The organism is Amycolatopsis eburnea (assembly GCF_003937945.1).
In the GTDB taxonomy this organism is placed as follows: domain Bacteria; phylum Actinomycetota; class Actinomycetes; order Mycobacteriales; family Pseudonocardiaceae; genus Amycolatopsis; species Amycolatopsis eburnea.
Map to the genome: position 1 here is coordinate 138,840 of NZ_RSEC01000063.1, position 17,510 is coordinate 156,349.

The following is a 17,510-nucleotide window of genomic DNA, read 5'->3' on the forward strand; positions in this document are numbered from 1 at the left end:
CCGATCAGGTGCACGGCACGGCGGGGCGGCGGACAGCCGCCCCGCCGTGTTTCGCGTCCGGGGGCCACGGGTAGGCCGCACCCATGACGACCACCACCGCCGACGTTCCCACCGTCGAACTGAACAACGGCGTGCGGATCCCGCAATTCGGGTTCGGCGTCTTCCAGATCCCGCCCGCCGAAACCGCGCGGGCGGTGCGCACGGCCCTCGAAGCCGGCTACCGCCACATCGACACCGCGCAGATGTACCGGAACGAAGAAGGTGTCGGCGCCGGGATCGCGGAATCGGGCCTGAAGCGGGAAGACGTGTTCGTCACGACGAAACTGGCGAACGACGCGCACGGCCACGACAACGCGATCACCGCGCTCGAAGGCAGCCTGCGCCGGCTCGGGTTCGACCACGTCGACCTGTACCTGATCCACTGGCCGTTGCCGCACAAGGAGAACTACGTCCGCACGTGGCAGGGCTTCGAGGAGATCCTGCGCGCGGGCAAGGCGCGTGCGATCGGCGTGTCGAACTTCCAGCGGGCGCACCTCGACCGGCTCGCCGACGAGTGCGAGACGGTGCCCGCGGTCAACCAGATCGAGCTGCACCCCGCGTTGCAGCAGCACGACTTGCGCGCCTACCACCGGGAGCACGGCATCGCGACCGAGGCGTGGAGCCCGCTCGCGCAGGCCGAAGTGCTCGACGACCCGGTGCTCGCCGACCTGGCGGCCAAGCACGGGCGGACGGCCGCGCAGGTGGTGCTGCGCTGGCACCTGCAGCTCGGGAACATCGTGTTCCCCAAGTCGTCGTCGCCGGACCGGATCCGGCAGAACATCGACGTCTTCGGCTTCGAGCTCGACGACGAGGACCTGACGGCGATCGGCAAGCTCGACGCCGGCCGCCGCACCGGGCCGGACCCCGACGCCTTCAAGGGGTGACCGCGGCGTTTCCCTGAGCGACACCGAGGGTATTCCCCCGGCAAGGTCCCCCTGGAAGGAGCGTCCGGCATGACCACGAACGCGTATCTGTCGTTCCTCGCGATCGGCATCGCGCTGGTCCTCATCGACGGGCAGATCATCTACCGCAGCGGACGGCGGTACCTGGAGAACTCCTACGGCGACCCCGCGGCGGGCGCCTCGATGACCCGCCTGGTCACGGTCCTGTTCCACCTGGCGACCCTGGGTGTGCTGGCGCTGATCTCGACCATCGACATGGGCGACAGCGACCTGCCCGGCGTCGTCGGCCGCCTCGGGGTCCTGCTCCTGGTCCTCGCGCTCGCCCACGCGATCACGCTCGGCGTGCTGGCCCGCATCCGCGGCGAGCAGGAAGTCGAAGCCGTCGTCCAGCGCGGCGGCCGTCAGCGCGTGGAGCCGCAGACCCCGACCGTGACGCCGGTGCCGGGCCAGGAAGGCCGGTACCCCGACGTCAGCCCGTCGCTGGAGAACCGGTCCCCGTACTCGGCCCAGTAGCCGCTCAGCCCTCGCCCCCGGAGACCGGGACGTCGATCTCGGTGTGCCGGGTGGCGAGGGTGCGCGCGAGGTCGGCGAGCTTGACGTTGAGGTCCTGGGACGTCCGCCGCAGCACGTCGAAGGCTTCGTCGGCGGTGATGCCGCGGCGCTGCATCAGGATGCCCTTCGCCTGGCCGATCACGTCGCGGCTGTCGATCGCGCGGCGCAGGTGCTCGGCCTCCAGCTCGGCCGAGGCGAGCGCTTCGGTGTGGGCGAGCGCCAGCGAGGCGTGCGTGGCCAGGAGGAGCGCGGTGTCGATGGCCTGGCTGTCGAACGCCCCCGGCGTGCGCGAATAGATGTTGAGCGCTCCCGACTGGCGCGGCGGGCGGGCGTCGGGGAGCAGCGCCGTCGCCAGCACCGAGTGGTAGCCGTGCCCGGCGGCGGCCGGGCCGAACGACGGCCAGCGCGGGTCGTGGCCCACGTCCTGCGACCAGCCGACCGCCGGGCCGTCCGGGCGGGCCGATTCCACGCACGGTCCTTCGCCGTGCTCGTACTGCAGCCGGTCGAGCTCCAGTGCGACGGGATCGGTCTCGACCGGGGTGTGGAACCGGCCGTCGGTGTCGCGCAGGGTGACGCTGACCAGGTCGGCGTCCGGGATGATCGCGACCGCCGCGCCGACGACGAGCTTGAGCACGCCGCCGACCGTCGGCGTCACGTCGAGCAGCGTCCGCGTGAGGTCGGCGAACTGCCCCGCCAAGGGGCCCGGCGCCGGCGCGCCGTCCTGTCCGAACCAGGCCCGGTCCCGGGCCCATTCCTCTTCACTGACGCTCATCGGTCCTCACTGTGTCCGTGGTCTTGACGGACCCATTCAACCCGATGCCGGTGCGTTCTCGCCGTGCCCCGGCCGCACCAGCGCGTTCCTGGCGCGGTCGACGAATCCCGGCCCGGGCCAGAGCCGTTCGCCCGGCTGCACCCGGTCGGCCAGGTCCGGGTGGGGCAGCGTCGCGGTGGTTTCCCGGGTTTCCAGGACCACCCGGCCCAGCTCGGCCCGCCGTTCGGGGGAACAGCGGCGGCGCACCTCGGTCACGGCCGCGGGTCCTTCGCCGCGGACGTGCCGCCGCACCGCGCGGATGAGCCCGCCCAGCAGCCGCTCGAACCGGGTCTCCTGCGGTCCTGCGCCCTCCAGCTGCCGCATCAGCCGGTCCGCTTCCGCGAGGTCGCCGTCGCCGTCGAGAAAGTGTTCTTCGGCGACGGCGTGCCGGACCAGCTCCGCGATCAGGTGGTCCGAGAGGTCCTTGCGGTTCTCCGGGCTGCCCTGGCCGAGTTCGAGCTCGGTGCAGAGCCGGTCGAGCTCCCGGTGGTCACCGGCGAGGACGATCGTCAGGTCGGTTGCGGGCTGGCTGCCGTTCATGCACGCTCCTGGTCCGGGCTCGGATTTCGGGACGGATACCCGCTGCTCGGGCGGCGAATCCCGTGTCGGCGGGCAGCGTGCCGGGTATGCAAACCAGGAGGACCGGGCCCAGGGAGGACGACCATGGCAGCGCCGACGTCGGTGATCGAGCGCGAACGCAAGTACGAAGTCGCGGCGGGCACCGGGGTGCCCCGGCTGATCGGCGTGGCGGGCGTCGCGGCGCAGGACGATCCCGTCGAGCAGGTCCTCGACGCGTCCTACTACGACACCGCGACCTTCCGGCTCGCGGCGGCCGGCATCACGCTGCGCCGGCGCGTCGGCGGGCACGACGCGGGCTGGCACCTCAAGCTGCCGGTGTCGGCCGACGAGCGGCAGGAGCTGCAGCTCCCGCTGGGCGGGGACGTCCACAAGGTGCCGGGCCGGTTCCGGCGCCTGGTGCGCGCGTACACGCTGGGGGAGAAGCTGGTGCCGATCGCGCACCTGCGCACCGACCGGTTCGCCCACCGGCTGGCGGCCGCCGACGGCCGCACGATCGCGACCCTCACCGACGACCACGTGACCGGCGAGGCGGGCGGGGAGACCGCGCGGCTCGACGAGTGGCGCGAGCTGGAGCTGGAGCTCGACCCGGACGCCGAACCGGGGCTGCTCGAGGAGTTCGACCGCGCGCTGACCGAGGCCGGCGCTTCGGCCTCACCGTGGTCGTCCAAGCTCCGCCGCCTGGTCGGCGACCGCGTCCCGGCGCCGCCGCGCTCCGGCAAGAAGCCGTCGGCGGGCGACGTCGTGGTGGCGTCGCTGCGCGAGCACGCGGCCCGGTTGCGCCGGGCGGACGTCGGCGTGCGGCTCGACGTCGACGACTCCGTGCACCAGATGCGCGTCGCGGCCCGGAAGCTGCGGAGCACGCTTCGCACGTTCGGGCCGGTGCTCGGCAAGGAGAAGACCGCCGGCCTGGCCGCCGAGCTGCAGTGGCTCGGGCAGCAGCTCGCTCCGGCGAGGGACGCCGAAGTCGCCGAAGAGAGGCTGCGCGCGCAGCTCGACGAGCTGCCTCCGGAGCTGGTGTTCGGGCCGCTGCGCCAGTTCCTCACCCGCCACTTCGCCCGCGAAGCGGAAGAGACGCGCACCCGGGTGATGGAGGCGTTGACCGGCAAGCGCTACCTCGCGCTGCTGCGCGACCTCGACGCCGTGATCACGAACCCGCCGTCGACCGCGAAGGCGGGGAAGCGGGCGAAGACCGGTCTGCGCAAGCCGCTGCGCAAGGCGGCGAAGAAGCTGGCCCGCGCCGAGGCGGCGACCCACGGCTTGGCGGGCGAAGAGCTGGAGCACGCGCTGCACGACGTCCGGAAGAAGGCGAAGCGGGCGCGGTACGCCGCCGACACCGTGAAGCCGGTGTCGGGCAAGAAGGTGCGGAAGTGGCGCCGGAACGTCAAGGCGGTCCAGCAGACGCTCGGCGCGCACCAGGACACCGTGGTCGGCCGGGAAGTCCTGCGCCGCCTGGCCATCGCCGGGCACGGCGAGGGGCAGAACACCTTCACGTTCGGCCTGCTGCACGCCCGCGACGCCGAGCGGGCGGAGCGGCTGCGGAAGCGGTTCGCGAAGGAGTGGCGCCGGCTGGGGTGACGCCGAGCTGGGCTGCCCCGATTTGCCGGAGGTCACGCACGCCGGCGCCGCGGTGTCTTGAATGGGTCATTCAGGACCTCCGAAGACCTGAATGACCCATTCAAGACCTCGGCCAGGAGGCTGCGCTGCCGGCTAGCCCTCTCCGGTCAGCTTGCCGCGCAGCTGCTCGAGGGTCTGCGACAGCAGCCGCGAGACGTGCATCTGGGAGATGCCGACGCGGTCGGCGATCTGGGTCTGGGTCAGTCCGCCGAAGAACCGCATCACGAGGATCGCGCGCTCGCGCTTGGGCAGTTCCTGCAGCAGCGGCTGGAGGGCCTCGTGGTTCTCCACCATGGCCATCTCGTGGTCCGGCTCCCCCATGGTGTCCGCCAGCGACAGCGCCTCGGCGTCGTCGTGCACCGGCTTGTCGACCGACAGCGCCTGGTAGGCGTTGCCCGCCATCAGGCCTTCGCGGACTTCGTCGACGTCCAGGTTGAGGTGCTCGGCCAGCTCCGTCGGCGTCGGTGCGCGGCCGAGGCGCTGCGAAAGCGTCGCCGAACCCTGGCTCAGCGACAGGTGCAGCTCCTTGAGCCGGCGGGGGACGCGCACCGACCAGCCGGTGTCGCGGAAGTGCCGCCGGACCTCGCCCATGATCGTCGGCACGGCGAAGGACAGGAAGTCGTGGCCCCGGCCGGGGTCGAACCGGTCGACCGCGTTGATCAGGCCGATCCGCGCCACCTGGACCAGGTCTTCCCGGGGCTCGCCGCGGCCGGAGAACCGCGTCGCGATGTGCTCCGCGAGCGGCAGCAGCTCGGTCACCAGCTTGCTCCGGACGGCTTCCCGCCGCGGGTCGTCGGCGTCGAGCTCGCCCAGCTCCTCGAACAGCGGTTCGCAGTGGGCGTACTCGTCCGGGCGGTGGAGGACGGTTTTGCGCTCGCCGCTCACGCGCTCGTTCCCGGGTTGAGCACCAGCTCGATCGTGACGATGCCCGCGCCTCCACCGGGAAGGATGTCGCAGTGCGCGGTCACCGAGCGGCTCAGCGTGGTGAGGACGTGCCAGCCGAACGTGCGGTCGCTCGGCGGGCGCGGGTCGGTCGAGCGGGTCGAGACGACGACGTGCAGGCCGTCGACGGCGAGCCGGAAGCGGCAGTGCAGCTGCGACCCCAGCTCGGCGAGCTGGACGAGCTGCGCGCACGCTTCGTCGACGGCCATCTTGGCGTCGGCGATGGCGTCCAGCCCGAAGTCCGCGCGCGAGACGACGCCGTGCGTGAGCATGCGGACCAGGGGGATCTGCTCCGCCATGGCGGGGAGCCGCAGCTCGACGAGCTCGTCGAGCATCTCGTCGACGGTCGGTTTGCCGCCGAGCGAGCCACTTGTTTCTTCCATGCCGGAGGTACTACCCATCTGGGGGAACGCTGACACTGGGGGTTCGGGCTGGTTCAGGGGGATCGGCGTCACCGGCCCAGCGCCCGTTCGAGTTCCTTCTTCGTCATCTTCGAACGGCCGTCGATGTTCTTCTTCTTGGCTTCGTTGTAGAGCTGGTCCTTCGTCGGCCCGCCGGGGCCCTTGCGGTTGCCCGACCGCTCGCCGCCGCGCTGCTGCGGGGACTTGTCCTTGACCGACGTCTTGCTCGCCGTCCGGGACTCGCCCGACTGCGCGCGGTTCTTGTTCACCGTCCGCGCGGCGATCTCCTTGGCCCGCCCGGTGCTCGCGCCCCGGTCCTCGGCCGAGTCCTTGATGTGCTCGTACTGCCGTTCTCGCTTGCCGCTCCACGACTGAGGCATGGCTGCTCCCTTCTTCCCGTGAGCGGGATACCCGGACGATCACCCGGTAAACGTCGGTCCCCGGGTGGTTACCCACCGCATCGCCCGGGTACGCGACGGGCTGACGAGAGGAGGCGCCGATGCGGATCGGCTACACCCTGATGACCGAGCAGACCGGGCCGAACGAACTGGTCCGGTTCGCCGCCGGTGCGGAGGCGGCCGGCTTCGACTTCGAGGTCATGAGCGACCACTACTCGCCGTGGCTCGAGGAGCAGGGGCACGCGCCCTACGCCTGGAGCGTGCTGGGCGCGGTCACCCAGAGCACCGAACGCGTCGAGCTGATGACGTACGTGACTTGCCCGATCATGCGGTACCACCCGGCCGTGGTGGCGCAGAAGGCGGCGACCGTGCAGGCGCTCTCGGCCGGCCGGTTCACCCTCGGGCTCGGCGCCGGCGAAAACCTCAACGAGCACGTCGTGGGCCGCGGCTGGCCGCCGGCCAACGTCCGCCACGACATGCTGGCCGAGGCCGTGCAGATCATCGGCGGCCTGTTCGACGGCGGCCACTTCGACTACGAGGGCAAGCACTTCCGCGTCGACTCGGCGAAGCTGTGGGACCTGCCGGAGAAGCGGACGCCGGTCGCCGTCGCGGTGTCCGGCTCGCAGTCGGTGCGCCGGTTCGCCCCGGTCGCCGACGCGATGATCGCCGTCGAGCCGAAGGTGGAGCTGGCCCAGGAGTGGGACGCGACCCGGCTCGGGCCGCCGACCCGCAAGATCGCGCAGCTGCCGATCTCCTGGGGCACCGACCGCGACGCCGCGGTGAAGCGCGCGCACGAGCAGTTCCGCTGGTTCGCCGGCGGCTGGAAGGTCAACGCCGAGCTGCCGGGCCCGGCCGGGTTCGCCGGGGCGACGCAGTTCGTCCGCGAGGAGGACGTCGCGGGCTCGATCGCCTGCGGCCCCGACGTGGAACCGATCGTCGAAGGCGTCCGCGAGTTCGAGAAGGCGGGCTTCACCGACGTCGCGCTCGTCCAGATCGGCGGCGACCAGCAGGAGGGCTTCCTGGACTTCGCGGAGAAGGAGCTGCTTCCGGCGCTGCGGGGCTAGCCGGAACCGCTCGTGCCCGCGCCGATCACGATGCAGTAATCTCGCGCTGGACCCGTTAAAGCGCTAGCGGCCCACTAGTGGCGCGCGCCCGGGTCCTCCCTGGTCTTGAGCGCCCTGAGCAACGGATGAGGGGCGTCACCAGGATGACGGGCGGCCAGGAGCAGCTCACCGCACGGCTGGACGAAGTCACGGTCGCGATGGAGTCGCTGACCGCGATGCTGGACACCGAGCTCGACCTCGGCCAGATGCTGCAGGCGGTCTGCGACCACGTGGTGCACGTGGTGCCGGGAGCCGACATGGCGAGCATCACCCTCGTGCGCGACGGCGTCCCGGAGACGGTCGCCAGCACCGACCAGCGAGCGGTCAACTTCGACCGCGAGCAGTACCGCATCGGCGACGGCCCGTGCCTGCGCGCCGCCGAGACCGGCCAGCCGGTCCGGGTCGGCGTCGGCGCGGTGGGGGACCTGTGGCCGCAGTTCGTGACGTCGGCCGAGCAGCTGGGCGTGGCCAGTTTCCTGGCGGCGCCGCTGACGGTGGACGAGGACATGTCCGGCGCGGTCAACCTCTTCGGGTTCGGCGAGCACGGTTTCAGCGAGCTGGGCACGAAGATCCTGGAGCTGTACACGGCGACGGTGGTGTTCGGCCTGCGCAGCGCGCGGCGGTACTTCGCGGCTCGCGAGCTGGTCGACCAGCTCAACCGGGCGCTGGAGACGCGCGCGGTGATCGACCAGGCGAAGGGGATCCTGATGGCGGCGCACCGGATCACGGCGGAGGAAGCGTTCCAGCGGCTGGTGAAGCGGTCGCAGGACGGCAACCGCAAGCTGCACGAGGTGGCGGCGGAGTTCGTGGCGGCGGTGGTGACGACGACGGGCTGACCGCGCTCCTCAGCCCGCCGGGACCTCGTCCGGCGGCGAGTCCGGTTCCGCCGCCGGCTCCTGGCGGCTGCGGCCGAGCTGGCAGGTCGTGCACACCAGGGTGCGGCCGAGCACCGTCCCGTCGTCCGCGACGACCTGCGCCACGTGCATCGTCGGGAAGCCGCAGACCTCGCAGGGGAGTGAGCCGTCGTCGCGGCTGATGCGGATCTGGGTGCCCATCCGGCCTCCTGGTGTGACGTAGGTCTCATCTACCTTGCCGTCTCCGGGAGCCGGACCGGGCGAATTCACTCGTTCGGCGCAACGTTCGGTGTCTCCTGTCCCTCGTCCGGTGCCTCCTGTGTTTCAGGGAGTGATCCGGGGTAACCGGCCGGCGAGGACGCACAGGCTATTGCCCGGAGGGGAGCGGAGATGCGGGACAAGCGGAACGACCTGCGACCGGTGGCGGACCTGCTGCTGGAGGGTGGTGACTCCCCGGAGCAGGAGCGCACCCGGCACAAGGCGGCGCTGGCCGTCGCGGCCCAGGCCAAGGACCCCGAGGACTGCGCCCGGCTGCTGGAGATGCTCGGCCTGCACCGCGGGAGCCGGGCCAGCGAAGTGGCCTGACACGCCGTCACGCTGAGTTTCGGGCGGCCGCCGCACGGGTATCGCTGCCGGTGAGGAGGTCGAGATGGCGAGACCGGTGTGGAGCGGTGCGTTGAGCCTGGGGCTGGTCACCGTCCCCGTGGAGCTGTACCCCGCGGTGGCGGACCACACGATCCACTTCCACCAGTTCGAACGCGGCACGTCGGACCGGATCCGCAACCGCCGGGTCAACGAGCGGACCGGCGAGGAGGTCGGCCAGGACGAGATCGTCAAGGGCTACGACCTCGGCGGCGGCGACCACGTGCTCGTCGAGCCGGACGAGCTGGACGAGATCGCGCCCGAGCGATCCCGGCGGATCGACATCGAGCAGTTCGTCGAGCTCGACGACATCGACCCGTGGTTCTTCGACAAGACGTACTGGCTCAAGCCGGCGAAGGACGACTTCGCCAAGGCGTACGGCCTGCTCCTGCAGGCGATGGACCGCAGCGAGAAGGCCGGCGTCGCGAAGTTCGTGCTGCGCGGCAAGGAATACCTGGCGGCGGTCCGCGCCGGCGAAGGGGTCATGGTGCTCAACACCCTGCACTTCGTCGCGGACCTGCGGAAGCCGAAGGACGTCATGGGCAAGCTGCCCGAGCTGCCGAAGCCGCGGCCGAAGGAGCTCGACATGGCGCTCGCGCTGGTCGACGAGATGACGGCGCCGTGGCGGCCCGAGGACTACCGCGACGAGTACTCCGAGCGTGTCGAAGAGCTGATCAAGGCCAAGAAGGCGGGCAAGGAGATCACGCACGAGGAGGAGCCGGAGCCCTCGGCCGACGTCGTCGACCTCTTCGAGGCGCTGTCGCGCAGCGTGAAGAACCGCAAGGGCGGCGCCAAGAAGCCCGCGAAGAAGGACTTCACCGAACTGTCCAAAGCGGACTTGGACAAGCTCGCGCGCGAGCAGGGCGTCAAGGGCCGGTCGAAGATGACGCGCGCCGAGCTGGAGAAGGCGCTGAAGGCGTCGTGACCGGACCCGGCTGGCGCGAGCCCACCCTGGCCACGCTCACCGACCGCCGGTTCTCCGGCGAGGACTGGATCTTCGAGCGCAAGCTGGACGGCGTCCGCGCGATCTGCGTCCGCGACGCCGGAACGCCGACGCTGTACTCCCGCAACCACAAGGTGATGGACAACGCCTACCCCGAGATCGTCGAGGCCCTCGCCGGCCGGGGCGGGCCGCGCTTCGTCGCCGACGGCGAGATCGTGGCGTTCGACGGGGCGAACACGAGCTTCGCCGCGCTCCAGCCGCGGATCCACGTGAGCGACCCGGCCCGCGCCCGCGCGACCGGCGTGCGCGTCTACTACTACCTGTTCGACCTGCTGTACTTCGACGACCACGACACGACCAGCCTGCCGCTGCGGCAGCGGAAGGCGCTGCTGCGGGACGCGTTCGACTTCGGTGACCCGTTGCGGCTGTCGTCGCACCGCAACGCCGAGGGCGAGAAGTTCTTCGAGGAAGCCTGCCGGCGGGGCTGGGAAGGCGTCATCGCCAAGCGGGCCGACGCGCCTTACCACCACGGGCGGTCACCCGACTGGCTGAAGTTCAAGTGCGCGCAGGGACAGGAACTCGTCATCGGCGGCTTCACCGACCCCCAAGGCGCCCGGCACGGCTTCGGCGCGCTCCTGCTCGGCTACCACGAAGACGGCGGGCTGAAGTACGCGGGCAAGGTCGGCACCGGCTTCGACGAGCGGCTGCTGGCGTCGCTGCACGCGCGGCTGAAGGACCTGGAGACGCCGAAGCCGCCGTTCGACGGCCCGGTGGGGGAGCGCGGTGCGCACTGGGTCCGGCCGGAGCTGGTGGCGCAGATCGACTTCTCCGAATGGACGCGCGACGGCCGGCTGCGGCACCCGCGGTTCGCCGGGCTGCGCGAGGACAAGAAGGCGGCGGACGTCGTACGGGAGCGGGCATGAAGATTTCCCACGAGGACAAGGTGTTCTACCCCGAGGACGGGCTGACCAAGGGCGACGTCGTCGGGTACTACCGGGACGTCGCGGACGCCATGGTCCCGCACCTGCGCGGCCGCCCGCTGACGTTGCGGCGCTTCCCGGACGGCATCGCGAAGCAGGGCTGGTTCCAGAAGCACCCGGGCGAGCACTTCCCGGACTCGGTCCGCGTCGAAAGCGTCCCCCGGGCCGGCGGCGGGACGGACGACTACGTGGTGTGCGACGACGCGGAAACCCTGGAGTACCTGGCGAACCAGGGGACGGTGGAGTTCCACGTCTGGCTGTCCACTGTGGATGCCCCGACGTGCCCCGACCGCCTGGTGCTGGACCTCGACCCGCCGGACGGCACCCCGGTCGCGGAGCTGCGGGCGGCCGCCCGGCGCATCCGCGACGAATACGAACGCGTCGGCTTGACGGCGTTCGTCCAGGCCACCGGCGGCCGCGGCTTCCACGTGCTGGCACCCCTGGACGCGAAGTCGGACACCGACGTCGTGCTGGAGCTGTCCCGGGCGCTCGCCGACCGCGTCGCGGCCACCGGCCCGGACCGCCTGACCACGGCGCAGCGCAAGGAAAAGCGCGGCGACCGGATCTTCCTGGACGCCAACCGGAACGGGTACGCGCAGACGTTCGTCGCGCCGTACTCCCTGCGCGCCCGGCCGGGCGCGGCGGCCGCGACGCCACTGGACTGGCGGGAGCTGGGGAAGGCCGAACCGGACGGCTGGAGCCTGGCGAAGGAAAAGCAGCGGCCGGCCCGCAAGGACGATCCGTGGCGTGCCCTGGACGAGCACGCGGCCTCGGCCGAGACGGCGCTGGCCAAGCTCCCCTCAGCCGAGTAGCTTGCCCGCCGCTTTCACATCCGCCACGAAAGCCGCGTACGCCTCGTCGCGGTCCGGCGCCCGCAGCACCGCCGACGGGTGCACCGTCGCCACCGCCGACGGCACCAGCTCGCTCAGCTCCGCAGGCGGCTCGACCGGCTCGCCGCGGTGCTGGGTGAGCCGGAACTTCGGGCCCAGCAACGACTGCGCGGCCGTCGCGCCCAGCAGCAGCACAAGATCGGGGCGCACCGCGCGCAGTTCCGCCAGCAGCCACGGGCGGCACGCGACCACCTCGGTGCGGCCCGGCTTCTGGTGGATGCGGCGCTTGCCCTCGCGCTTGAACTTGAAGTGCTTGACCGCGTTGGTCACGTACAGCGACCCCCGGTCGAAGCCCGCCTCCTCGAACGCGCGGTCCAGCAGCTTGCCCGCCGGGCCGACGAACGGCTCGCCCGCGACGTCCTCCTTGTCGCCCGGCTGCTCGCCGACGACGAGGACCTTCGCCCCGGCCGCGCCTTCGCCGAAGACGGTCTGCGTGGCGTCCTGGTACAGCGGGCACCCCTGACAGCCGGACGCCGCCGACCGCAGGCGTGCCAGGTCGGTGGTGTCCGGCGGCTCCGCACCGCGGGAATCCGGCATGTGGCCGGAAATTCCCCGGACCACCCCCGAGTAAACCCGGCGACGCCGGGTAGCCGGAGGACAACCGGAAGGAAGGAGCTCACGATGACCACCGCACGCGACATCATGACGCCGGACGCCACGTGTGCCCGCGCGTCGGACACGGTGCAGGACGCCGCGGTCACCATGGCCCGGCTGGGCGTCGGTGCCCTGCCGATCTGCGGTGAGGACAACCGGCTGCAGGGCATGATCACCGACCGCGACATCGTCGTGAAGGTACTGGCCGAGGGCAAGGACACGCGCGCGCTGCACGTCGGCGAGCTGGCCCAGGGCGAGGCGGTCACGATCGGCGCCGACGACGACGCGGCGGAGATCCTGCGCACGATGTCCGAGCACCGCGTGCGCCGGCTGCCGGTGATCGACGGGCACGACCTGGTCGGGATCGTCGCTCAGGCCGACGTGGCCAGGGCGCTGGCGAACCCGACCGCCGGCGAGCTCGTCGAGGCGCTCTCCTACGACTGAGCTCCGCGCCGCGCGGGTACCCCGCCGGTATGACGCGCAGCCGAGGAAAAGTGGAGGTGGCGACCCGCGTCGCCCTGGACACCCCCGAGGACCTGGCCGAGCACTACACGCCGGGCGTCGCGGACCAGGCGAAGCGGGTCGCCGACGACCCGTCCGCGCTCGGCCGGGAGACGGTCAAGGCCAACTCGGTCGCCATCGTCTCCGACGGCTCGGCGCTGCTCGGGCTCGGGGACCGCGGCCCGGCCGCCGCGCTGCCGGTGATGGAGGGCAAAGCGGCCCTGCTCAAGCGGTTCGCCGACGTCGACGCCTGGCCGATCTGCCCGGTCAGCCGCGAACCCGACGACCTCGTCCGCACGGTCACCGACCTCGCGACGTCGTTCGGCGCGATCAACCTCGAAGACATCGCCGCCCCGCGCTGCTTCACCGTCGAACGGCGGCTGCACGACGAGCTGGACATCCCTGTCTTCCACGACGACCAGCACGGTACCGCGGTCGTCGTGCTCGGCGCGCTGCACAACGCGCTGAAGCTGACCGGCCGCGCCCCCGAGGGGACGTCGGTCGTCATCTCCGGGGCCGGCGCGGCGGGCAGTGCGATCGCCCGGCTGTTGCTGCGGGCGGGCTACCGGTCCGACGGCATCGTCGTCTGCGACCGCGAAGGCGTCCTGCACGAAGACCGGGACCTGGTGGGGGAGAAGGTCTGGCTGGCGGAGAACACCGGGGGCAGGCCCGGTTCGCTCAAGGACGCCGTGCGCGGCGCGGACGTCTTCATCGGGGTCAGCGCGGGCGGGATCCTGGCGCCGGAGGACGTCGAGGCCATGGCGGCCCGCCCGATCGTGTTCGCGCTGGCCAACCCGGACCCGGAGGTCGATCCCGAGGCGGCCGGGCGACACGCCGAGATCGTCGCGACCGGCCGCAGCGACCTCCCCAACCAGATCAACAACGTGCTGGCGTTCCCCGGGATGTTCCGCGGCCTGCTCGACTCGGGCGCGCCGCGGGTGACCGCGCACATGCTGCTCGCCGCGGCGCACGCGCTGGCCGACGTCGTCGGCGAAGACCTGGTACCGGAGCGGATCGTGCCGAGCGTGTTCGACGAAGCACTCGTGCCCGCCATGGCCGAAGCCGTCGCGGGCGCGGCGAAGGCCGACGTCTAGTCCACTGTGGACCCTCCGGGCGCCGGGGCGGTGCCGTCTCCGGTGGCCTCGCGGGCCGTTTCGGCGCGGGCGATGTGCCACGCCACCAGCGCTCCCGCGCTCACCGTGCCCCAGAGCACCAGCTGGGCATCCCTGGCGAAGAGGCCGACGACCAGCATCACGACCGCCGTGACGTCGCAGAGCACCAGCAGGAGGTTCCACCGCCTGAGCCGCCGCAGCTTCCGGCCGCTGAAGGCGGCGGCGAACGCGGGGTCGTTCGCTTGCAGCTCCGCTTCGATTTCGCGCAGCGCGTGGCGTTCTCGCTCCGGAAGCATGGCTCCTCCTCGCGTCGGCTACCGGAGTGGTACCCGCTGAGGACCCGTTCAATGCGGGAAAGGTCAGTGGTTGTCGCGGGGGATGCCCTTCGTTTCGGCGATCCGCTGGTAGGCCACCGCCGGGCGCAGCACCATGCCGTCGCAGAGCTGGTCGACCATCGACCGCTGGATCTCCTGCCACGGCGTCTGCGCCTCGGGCACCGGGTAGCCGCCCGCTTCGGCGAGCTCCTTGTGGCGCAACGCGAGTTCCTCGTCGGGGAGCAGGACGTCGGCGGTGCCCGCGGCCAGGTCGATCCGCACCCGGTCGCCGGTCCGCAGCACGGCGAGCCCGCCGCCCGCCGCGGCTTCGGGGGAGGCGTTGAGGATCGACGGGGAGCCGGAGGTGCCCGACTGGCGGCCGTCGCCGAGGCACGGCAGCTCGTGCACCCCGCGTTTGATCAGCTCCGCCGGCGGCCGCATGTTCACGACCTCCGCGGAGCCCGGGTAGCCGAGCGGGCCGGTCCCGCGCATGACCAGCAGCGAGTGCTCGTCGACGCCGAGGTCGGGGTCGTCGATCCGGGCGTGGTAGTCCTCCGGCCCGTCGAACACGACCGCGGTGCCCTCGTAGACCCCGCCGGCCAGGTAGCGGCGCCGGAACTCGGGCGAGATGACGCTGGACTTCATGATCGCGGCGTCGAAGAGGTTGCCCTTGAGGACGAGGAACCCCGCGTCGGGGGTGAGCGCGGTGTCGAACGTCCGGATGACGTCCCGGTCGCCCGCCTCGGCGTCGCGGCAGTTCTCGCCGAGCGTGCGGCCGTTGACCGTGCGGGCGTCTTCGTGGACGAGCCCGTGCCGCATCAGCTCGTGCACGACGGCCGGGACGCCGCCGGCGCGGTGGAACTCCTCGCCGAGGTACTTGCCCGCGGGCTGCAGGTCGACCAGCAGCGGGACGGCGTGGCCGAGCCGCTGCCAGTCCTCGAGCGGCAGGTCGACGCCGATGTGCCGGGCGATCGCGCCGATGTGGATGGGCGCGTTGGTCGAGCCCCCGATCGCCGAGCTCACCACGATGGCGTTCTCGAACGCCGCGCGCGTGAGGATGTCGGACGGCTTGAGGTCTTCGCGCACCATTTCGACGATCCGCAGCCCGGTGCGGTAGGCCATCCGCGCCCGGTCGCGGTGCGGCGCCGGGATGGCCGCGCAGCCGGGCAGGCTCATCCCGAGCGCTTCGGCGAGCGCGTTCATCGTCGAGGCGGTGCCCATGGTGTTGCAGTGCCCGGGCGACGGCGCGGACGACGCGACCAGCTCCATGAACCCGGCGTCGTCGATCTCCCCGGCGGCGAGCAGCTCGCGCGCCTTCCAGATGATGGTGCCGGACCCGGTGCGTTCGCCGTTGTACCAGCCGTTGAGCATCGGCCCGCCGGACAGCACGATCGCCGGGAGGTCGACGGTCGCGGCGGCCATCAGGCAGGCGGGGGTGGTCTTGTCGCAACCGGTGGTCAGGACGACGCCGTCGATGGGGTAGCCGTAGAGGGTCTCGACCAGGCCGAGGTAGGCGAGGTTGCGGTCCAGGGCGGCGGTCGGGCGCTTGCCGGTCTCCTGGATCGGGTGGACCGGGAACTCGATGGCGATCCCGCCTGCTTCCCGGATGCCTTCGCGGGTGCGGTCGGCGAGCTGGAGGTGGTGGCGGTTGCACGGGGTGAGGTCCGAGCCGGTCTGCGCGATGCCGATGATCGGCTTGCCGGATTGCAGCTCTTCCCGGGTGAGGCCCCAGTTCATGTAGCGCTCAAGGTAGAGCGCGGTCATTCCCGGGTCGGCGGGGTTGTTGAACCAAGCTTCGCTGCGCAGTCCCATACCGGTCAGTCTGTCAACGCGGGTGCCGGAATGCACGCCCCACTTCAAGCGCGCCCCAAGGTGGCCTTCGGTGCGTCAGACGCACCGAAGGCCACCTTGGGTGCGTCTGACGCAACCAAGGCCACATTGGGGCGCTTTGGTCAGCCCAGGCCGTTCATCCCGATCACCCGGGAGTACCACTGGGCGCTGCGCTTCATCGTGCGGACCTGCGTCTCGTAGTCCACGTGGACCAGGCCGAAGCGCTTCGCGTAGCCCTCGGCCCACTCGAAGTTGTCCAGCAGGGACCAGTAGAAGTAGCCGCGCAGGTCCACGCCCGCCGCCAGGGCGTCGTGCGCTGCCCGGAGGTGGGAGTCCAGGAAGGCGACCCGGTCGGTGTCGACGATGTCACCGCCGTCGCCGATGACGTCGGGGTAGGCCGCGCCGTTCTCCGTGATGTACAGCGGGACGCGCCGGTAGCCGCGGTGGACCTGGAGCAGGGACTCCGTCAGGCCGGCCGGCTGGACCTCCCAGCCCGAGTCCGTGCGGGGGGCGGCCGGGTCCGGGACGAAGTGGACGTCGCCCGCGCCGACCCACTCCGGGCCCGCCGGTTCGCTGCCCTCCACCGGGCGGCCCGCGACGCGGTAGTCGCGGTAGTAGTTCACGCCCAGCCAGTCGACGTGCGCGGCGATCACCGCGGCGTCCTCGTCCCGCACCACGTCGCCGAGCCCGAACGGCGCCAGGTCGGTGACCAGGTCGTCCGGGTAGCCGCCGCGCAGGACCGGGTCGAGGAACAGCCGGTTCTGCAGGCCGTCGATGCGCCGGGCCGCCGCGACGTCGGCGACGTTCGCCGGGTCGTGCGCGGCCACCGGGTACAGGTTCAGCGTGATGCCGGCCGGGACACCCGGCGCGTGGCGGCGGATGACGTCCATCGCCAGCCCGTGCCCCAGCAGCAGGTGGTGGGTGGCGGCGACGGCGGCGGAGTGGTCCGTGCGGCCCGGCGCGTGGATGCCGCCCGCGTAGCCCAGCATCGCCGCGCACCACGGCTCGTTCAGCGTCGACCAGCTGGCGACGCGGTCGCCGAGGCGTTCGACCACCGACTCCGCGTACTCGGCGAACCGGTACGCGGTGTCCCGCGAGGTCCAGCCGCCCTTCTCCTCCAGCGCCTGCGGCAGGTCCCAGTGGTAGAGCGTCGCCCACGGCTGGACGCCCGCCTCCAGCAGGCAGTCGACCAGCCGGTCGTAGAAGGCGAGCCCGGCGGCGTTCGGCTCGCCGCCGTCCGGCCGCACCCGCGGCCAGGCCAGCGAGAAGCGGTAGGCACCGAGCCCGAGGCGCCGCATGAGCGCGACGTCCTCGGCGTAGCGGCGGTAGTGGTCGGCCGCCGGGTCGCCGGTGTCGCCGCCCACGACCGCACCCGGACGGCGCGCGAAGACGTCCCAGACCGAGTCGGTGCGACCGTCGGCCGTGGTGGCCCCTTCCACCTGGAACGCCGCGGTGGCGGCGCCCCAGACGAATCCGGGCGGGAACATCAGCGCTGTCTCCGCCCGAACG

At 71.9% G+C, this 17,510-nt stretch carries 21 protein-coding genes; 11 read left to right on the plus strand and 10 right to left on the minus strand.

The genetic code is table 11. The features are described from left to right. Positions 1 to 83 precede the first annotated feature (83 nt). Positions 84 to 923, plus strand: a complete 840-nt coding sequence (locus EIY87_RS44450) for an aldo/keto reductase (RefSeq protein ID WP_125316113.1) — start codon at positions 84 to 86, stop codon at positions 921 to 923. Between the two features lie 69 nt (positions 924 to 992). Next, positions 993 to 1,454 (plus strand): hypothetical protein, encoded by a 462-nt coding sequence (locus tag EIY87_RS44455; protein WP_125316114.1) that lies wholly within the window; start codon positions 993 to 995, stop codon positions 1,452 to 1,454. Between the two features lie 4 nt (positions 1,455 to 1,458). Here EIY87_RS44455 and EIY87_RS44460 read toward each other — a convergent pair whose 3' ends face one another. Next, positions 1,459 to 2,265, minus strand: coding sequence for a GAF and ANTAR domain-containing protein (locus EIY87_RS44460; protein WP_125316115.1), 807 nt, complete (start codon positions 2,263 to 2,265; stop codon positions 1,459 to 1,461). 36 nt (positions 2,266 to 2,301) lie between these two features. Continuing rightward, a complete protein-coding gene (locus EIY87_RS44465) occupies positions 2,302 to 2,844 on the minus strand; it encodes a hemerythrin domain-containing protein (RefSeq protein WP_125316116.1) in 543 nt (180 codons plus the stop codon). Positions 2,845 to 2,967: 123 nt separating this feature from the next. Between EIY87_RS44465 and EIY87_RS44470 the strand changes: the two genes are divergently transcribed. Then, positions 2,968 to 4,458, plus strand: coding sequence for a CYTH and CHAD domain-containing protein (locus EIY87_RS44470; protein ID WP_125316117.1), 1,491 nt, complete (start codon positions 2,968 to 2,970; stop codon positions 4,456 to 4,458). Between the two features lie 132 nt (positions 4,459 to 4,590). On the opposite strand, the gene EIY87_RS44475 is transcribed toward EIY87_RS44470, so the two are convergent. The 3 genes from EIY87_RS44475 to EIY87_RS44485 form a co-directional block, all read right to left on the minus strand. Beyond that, entirely contained in the window at positions 4,591 to 5,382 is a 792-nt protein-coding gene (locus EIY87_RS44475; protein ID WP_125316118.1) for a SigB/SigF/SigG family RNA polymerase sigma factor, read from the minus strand. Next, positions 5,379 to 5,822: an ATP-binding protein gene (locus tag EIY87_RS44480; protein WP_125316119.1), complete on the minus strand. Its 444-nt coding sequence runs from the start codon at positions 5,820 to 5,822 to the stop codon at positions 5,379 to 5,381. Before EIY87_RS44480 ends, EIY87_RS44475 begins: the two co-directional genes overlap by 4 nt. A gap of 68 nt (positions 5,823 to 5,890) precedes the next feature. Further along, complete coding sequence (locus EIY87_RS44485; protein ID WP_125316120.1) at positions 5,891 to 6,220, minus strand: plasmid stabilization protein; 330 nt, start codon at positions 6,218 to 6,220, stop codon at positions 5,891 to 5,893. 119 nt (positions 6,221 to 6,339) lie between these two features. Here EIY87_RS44485 and EIY87_RS44490 point away from each other — a divergent pair, with 119 nt between their 5' ends. Both EIY87_RS44490 and EIY87_RS44495 read left to right on the plus strand, forming a co-directional pair. Continuing rightward, positions 6,340 to 7,302: a TIGR03557 family F420-dependent LLM class oxidoreductase gene (locus tag EIY87_RS44490; protein WP_125316121.1), complete on the plus strand. Its 963-nt coding sequence runs from the start codon at positions 6,340 to 6,342 to the stop codon at positions 7,300 to 7,302. 143 nt (positions 7,303 to 7,445) lie between these two features. Next, positions 7,446 to 8,177, plus strand: coding sequence for an ANTAR domain-containing response regulator (locus EIY87_RS44495; protein ID WP_125316122.1), 732 nt, complete (start codon positions 7,446 to 7,448; stop codon positions 8,175 to 8,177). A gap of 9 nt (positions 8,178 to 8,186) precedes the next feature. On the opposite strand, the gene EIY87_RS44500 is transcribed toward EIY87_RS44495, so the two are convergent. Continuing rightward, entirely contained in the window at positions 8,187 to 8,396 is a 210-nt protein-coding gene (locus EIY87_RS44500) for a hypothetical protein (RefSeq protein WP_125316123.1), read from the minus strand. A gap of 189 nt (positions 8,397 to 8,585) precedes the next feature. Between EIY87_RS44500 and EIY87_RS44505 the strand changes: the two genes are divergently transcribed. The 4 genes from EIY87_RS44505 to ligD (EIY87_RS44520) all read left to right on the plus strand — a co-directional run bounded on the left by EIY87_RS44505 (position 8,586) and on the right by ligD (EIY87_RS44520) (position 11,572). Next, positions 8,586 to 8,780 carry a hypothetical protein gene (locus EIY87_RS44505; RefSeq protein WP_125316124.1) on the plus strand — a complete coding sequence of 65 codons (195 nt, stop codon included), beginning with the start codon at positions 8,586 to 8,588 and terminating at the stop codon, positions 8,778 to 8,780. A 64-nt stretch (positions 8,781 to 8,844) separates the two neighbouring features. Next, on the plus strand, positions 8,845 to 9,762 hold the full coding sequence (gene ku, locus EIY87_RS44510) for a non-homologous end joining protein Ku (RefSeq protein WP_125316125.1): 918 nt from the start codon (positions 8,845 to 8,847) through the stop codon (positions 9,760 to 9,762). Continuing rightward, positions 9,759 to 10,703, plus strand: a complete 945-nt coding sequence (ligD, locus tag EIY87_RS44515) for a non-homologous end-joining DNA ligase (RefSeq protein ID WP_125316126.1) — start codon at positions 9,759 to 9,761, stop codon at positions 10,701 to 10,703. The genes ku and ligD (EIY87_RS44515) overlap by 4 nt, the downstream gene beginning before the upstream one ends. After that, positions 10,700 to 11,572: a non-homologous end-joining DNA ligase gene (ligD, locus tag EIY87_RS44520; RefSeq protein ID WP_125316127.1), complete on the plus strand. Its 873-nt coding sequence runs from the start codon at positions 10,700 to 10,702 to the stop codon at positions 11,570 to 11,572. The genes ligD (EIY87_RS44515) and ligD (EIY87_RS44520) overlap by 4 nt, the downstream gene beginning before the upstream one ends. On the opposite strand, the gene EIY87_RS44525 is transcribed toward ligD (EIY87_RS44520), so the two are convergent. Next, positions 11,561 to 12,187, minus strand: coding sequence for a UdgX family uracil-DNA binding protein (locus EIY87_RS44525; RefSeq protein WP_125316128.1), 627 nt, complete (start codon positions 12,185 to 12,187; stop codon positions 11,561 to 11,563). The two genes, ligD (EIY87_RS44520) and EIY87_RS44525, sit on opposite strands and share 12 nt — an antisense overlap. A gap of 84 nt (positions 12,188 to 12,271) precedes the next feature. Between EIY87_RS44525 and EIY87_RS44530 the strand changes: the two genes are divergently transcribed. Together EIY87_RS44530 and EIY87_RS44535 are read left to right on the plus strand one after the other, a co-directional pair. Continuing rightward, positions 12,272 to 12,688 carry a CBS domain-containing protein gene (locus tag EIY87_RS44530; RefSeq protein WP_125316129.1) on the plus strand — a complete coding sequence of 139 codons (417 nt, stop codon included), beginning with the start codon at positions 12,272 to 12,274 and terminating at the stop codon, positions 12,686 to 12,688. A gap of 29 nt (positions 12,689 to 12,717) precedes the next feature. Then, entirely contained in the window at positions 12,718 to 13,839 is a 1,122-nt protein-coding gene (locus EIY87_RS44535) for an NAD(P)-dependent malic enzyme (protein ID WP_125316130.1), read from the plus strand. On the opposite strand, the gene EIY87_RS44540 is transcribed toward EIY87_RS44535, so the two are convergent. From EIY87_RS44540 to EIY87_RS44550, 3 genes are all read right to left on the minus strand, one after another. Further along, positions 13,836 to 14,153 (minus strand): DUF3040 domain-containing protein, encoded by a 318-nt coding sequence (locus tag EIY87_RS44540; RefSeq protein WP_125316131.1) that lies wholly within the window; start codon positions 14,151 to 14,153, stop codon positions 13,836 to 13,838. The two genes, EIY87_RS44535 and EIY87_RS44540, sit on opposite strands and share 4 nt — an antisense overlap. A gap of 63 nt (positions 14,154 to 14,216) precedes the next feature. Then, positions 14,217 to 15,983 carry an IlvD/Edd family dehydratase gene (locus EIY87_RS44545; RefSeq protein ID WP_125316132.1) on the minus strand — a complete coding sequence of 589 codons (1,767 nt, stop codon included), beginning with the start codon at positions 15,981 to 15,983 and terminating at the stop codon, positions 14,217 to 14,219. A 140-nt stretch (positions 15,984 to 16,123) separates the two neighbouring features. Beyond that, positions 16,124 to 17,488: a GH1 family beta-glucosidase gene (locus EIY87_RS44550; protein ID WP_225440412.1), complete on the minus strand. Its 1,365-nt coding sequence runs from the start codon at positions 17,486 to 17,488 to the stop codon at positions 16,124 to 16,126. Positions 17,489 to 17,510: the final 22 nt, after the last annotated feature.

Coding starts and splice junctions, on each gene's coding strand:
- EIY87_RS44550 (WP_225440412.1), bottom strand. CDS start 17,488: ATGTTCCCGCCCGGATTCGTCTGGGGCGCCGCCACCGCGGCGTTCCAG.
- EIY87_RS44465 (WP_125316116.1), bottom strand. CDS start 2,844: ATGAACGGCAGCCAGCCCGCAACCGACCTGACGATCGTCCTCGCCGGT.
- EIY87_RS44455 (WP_125316114.1), top strand. CDS start 993: ATGACCACGAACGCGTATCTGTCGTTCCTCGCGATCGGCATCGCGCTG.
- EIY87_RS44540 (WP_125316131.1), bottom strand. CDS start 14,153: ATGCTTCCGGAGCGAGAACGCCACGCGCTGCGCGAAATCGAAGCGGAG.
- EIY87_RS44525 (WP_125316128.1), bottom strand. CDS start 12,187: ATGCCGGATTCCCGCGGTGCGGAGCCGCCGGACACCACCGACCTGGCA.
- ku (WP_125316125.1), top strand. CDS start 8,845: ATGGCGAGACCGGTGTGGAGCGGTGCGTTGAGCCTGGGGCTGGTCACC.
- EIY87_RS44545 (WP_125316132.1), bottom strand. CDS start 15,983: ATGGGACTGCGCAGCGAAGCTTGGTTCAACAACCCCGCCGACCCGGGA.
- EIY87_RS44500 (WP_125316123.1), bottom strand. CDS start 8,396: ATGGGCACCCAGATCCGCATCAGCCGCGACGACGGCTCACTCCCCTGC.
- EIY87_RS44490 (WP_125316121.1), top strand. CDS start 6,340: ATGCGGATCGGCTACACCCTGATGACCGAGCAGACCGGGCCGAACGAA.
- EIY87_RS44460 (WP_125316115.1), bottom strand. CDS start 2,265: ATGAGCGTCAGTGAAGAGGAATGGGCCCGGGACCGGGCCTGGTTCGGA.
- EIY87_RS44450 (WP_125316113.1), top strand. CDS start 84: ATGACGACCACCACCGCCGACGTTCCCACCGTCGAACTGAACAACGGC.
- ligD (WP_125316127.1), top strand. CDS start 10,700: ATGAAGATTTCCCACGAGGACAAGGTGTTCTACCCCGAGGACGGGCTG.
- EIY87_RS44505 (WP_125316124.1), top strand. CDS start 8,586: ATGCGGGACAAGCGGAACGACCTGCGACCGGTGGCGGACCTGCTGCTG.
- EIY87_RS44470 (WP_125316117.1), top strand. CDS start 2,968: ATGGCAGCGCCGACGTCGGTGATCGAGCGCGAACGCAAGTACGAAGTC.
- EIY87_RS44530 (WP_125316129.1), top strand. CDS start 12,272: ATGACCACCGCACGCGACATCATGACGCCGGACGCCACGTGTGCCCGC.
- EIY87_RS44495 (WP_125316122.1), top strand. CDS start 7,446: ATGACGGGCGGCCAGGAGCAGCTCACCGCACGGCTGGACGAAGTCACG.
- EIY87_RS44485 (WP_125316120.1), bottom strand. CDS start 6,220: ATGCCTCAGTCGTGGAGCGGCAAGCGAGAACGGCAGTACGAGCACATC.
- EIY87_RS44480 (WP_125316119.1), bottom strand. CDS start 5,822: ATGGAAGAAACAAGTGGCTCGCTCGGCGGCAAACCGACCGTCGACGAG.
- EIY87_RS44535 (WP_125316130.1), top strand. CDS start 12,718: ATGACGCGCAGCCGAGGAAAAGTGGAGGTGGCGACCCGCGTCGCCCTG.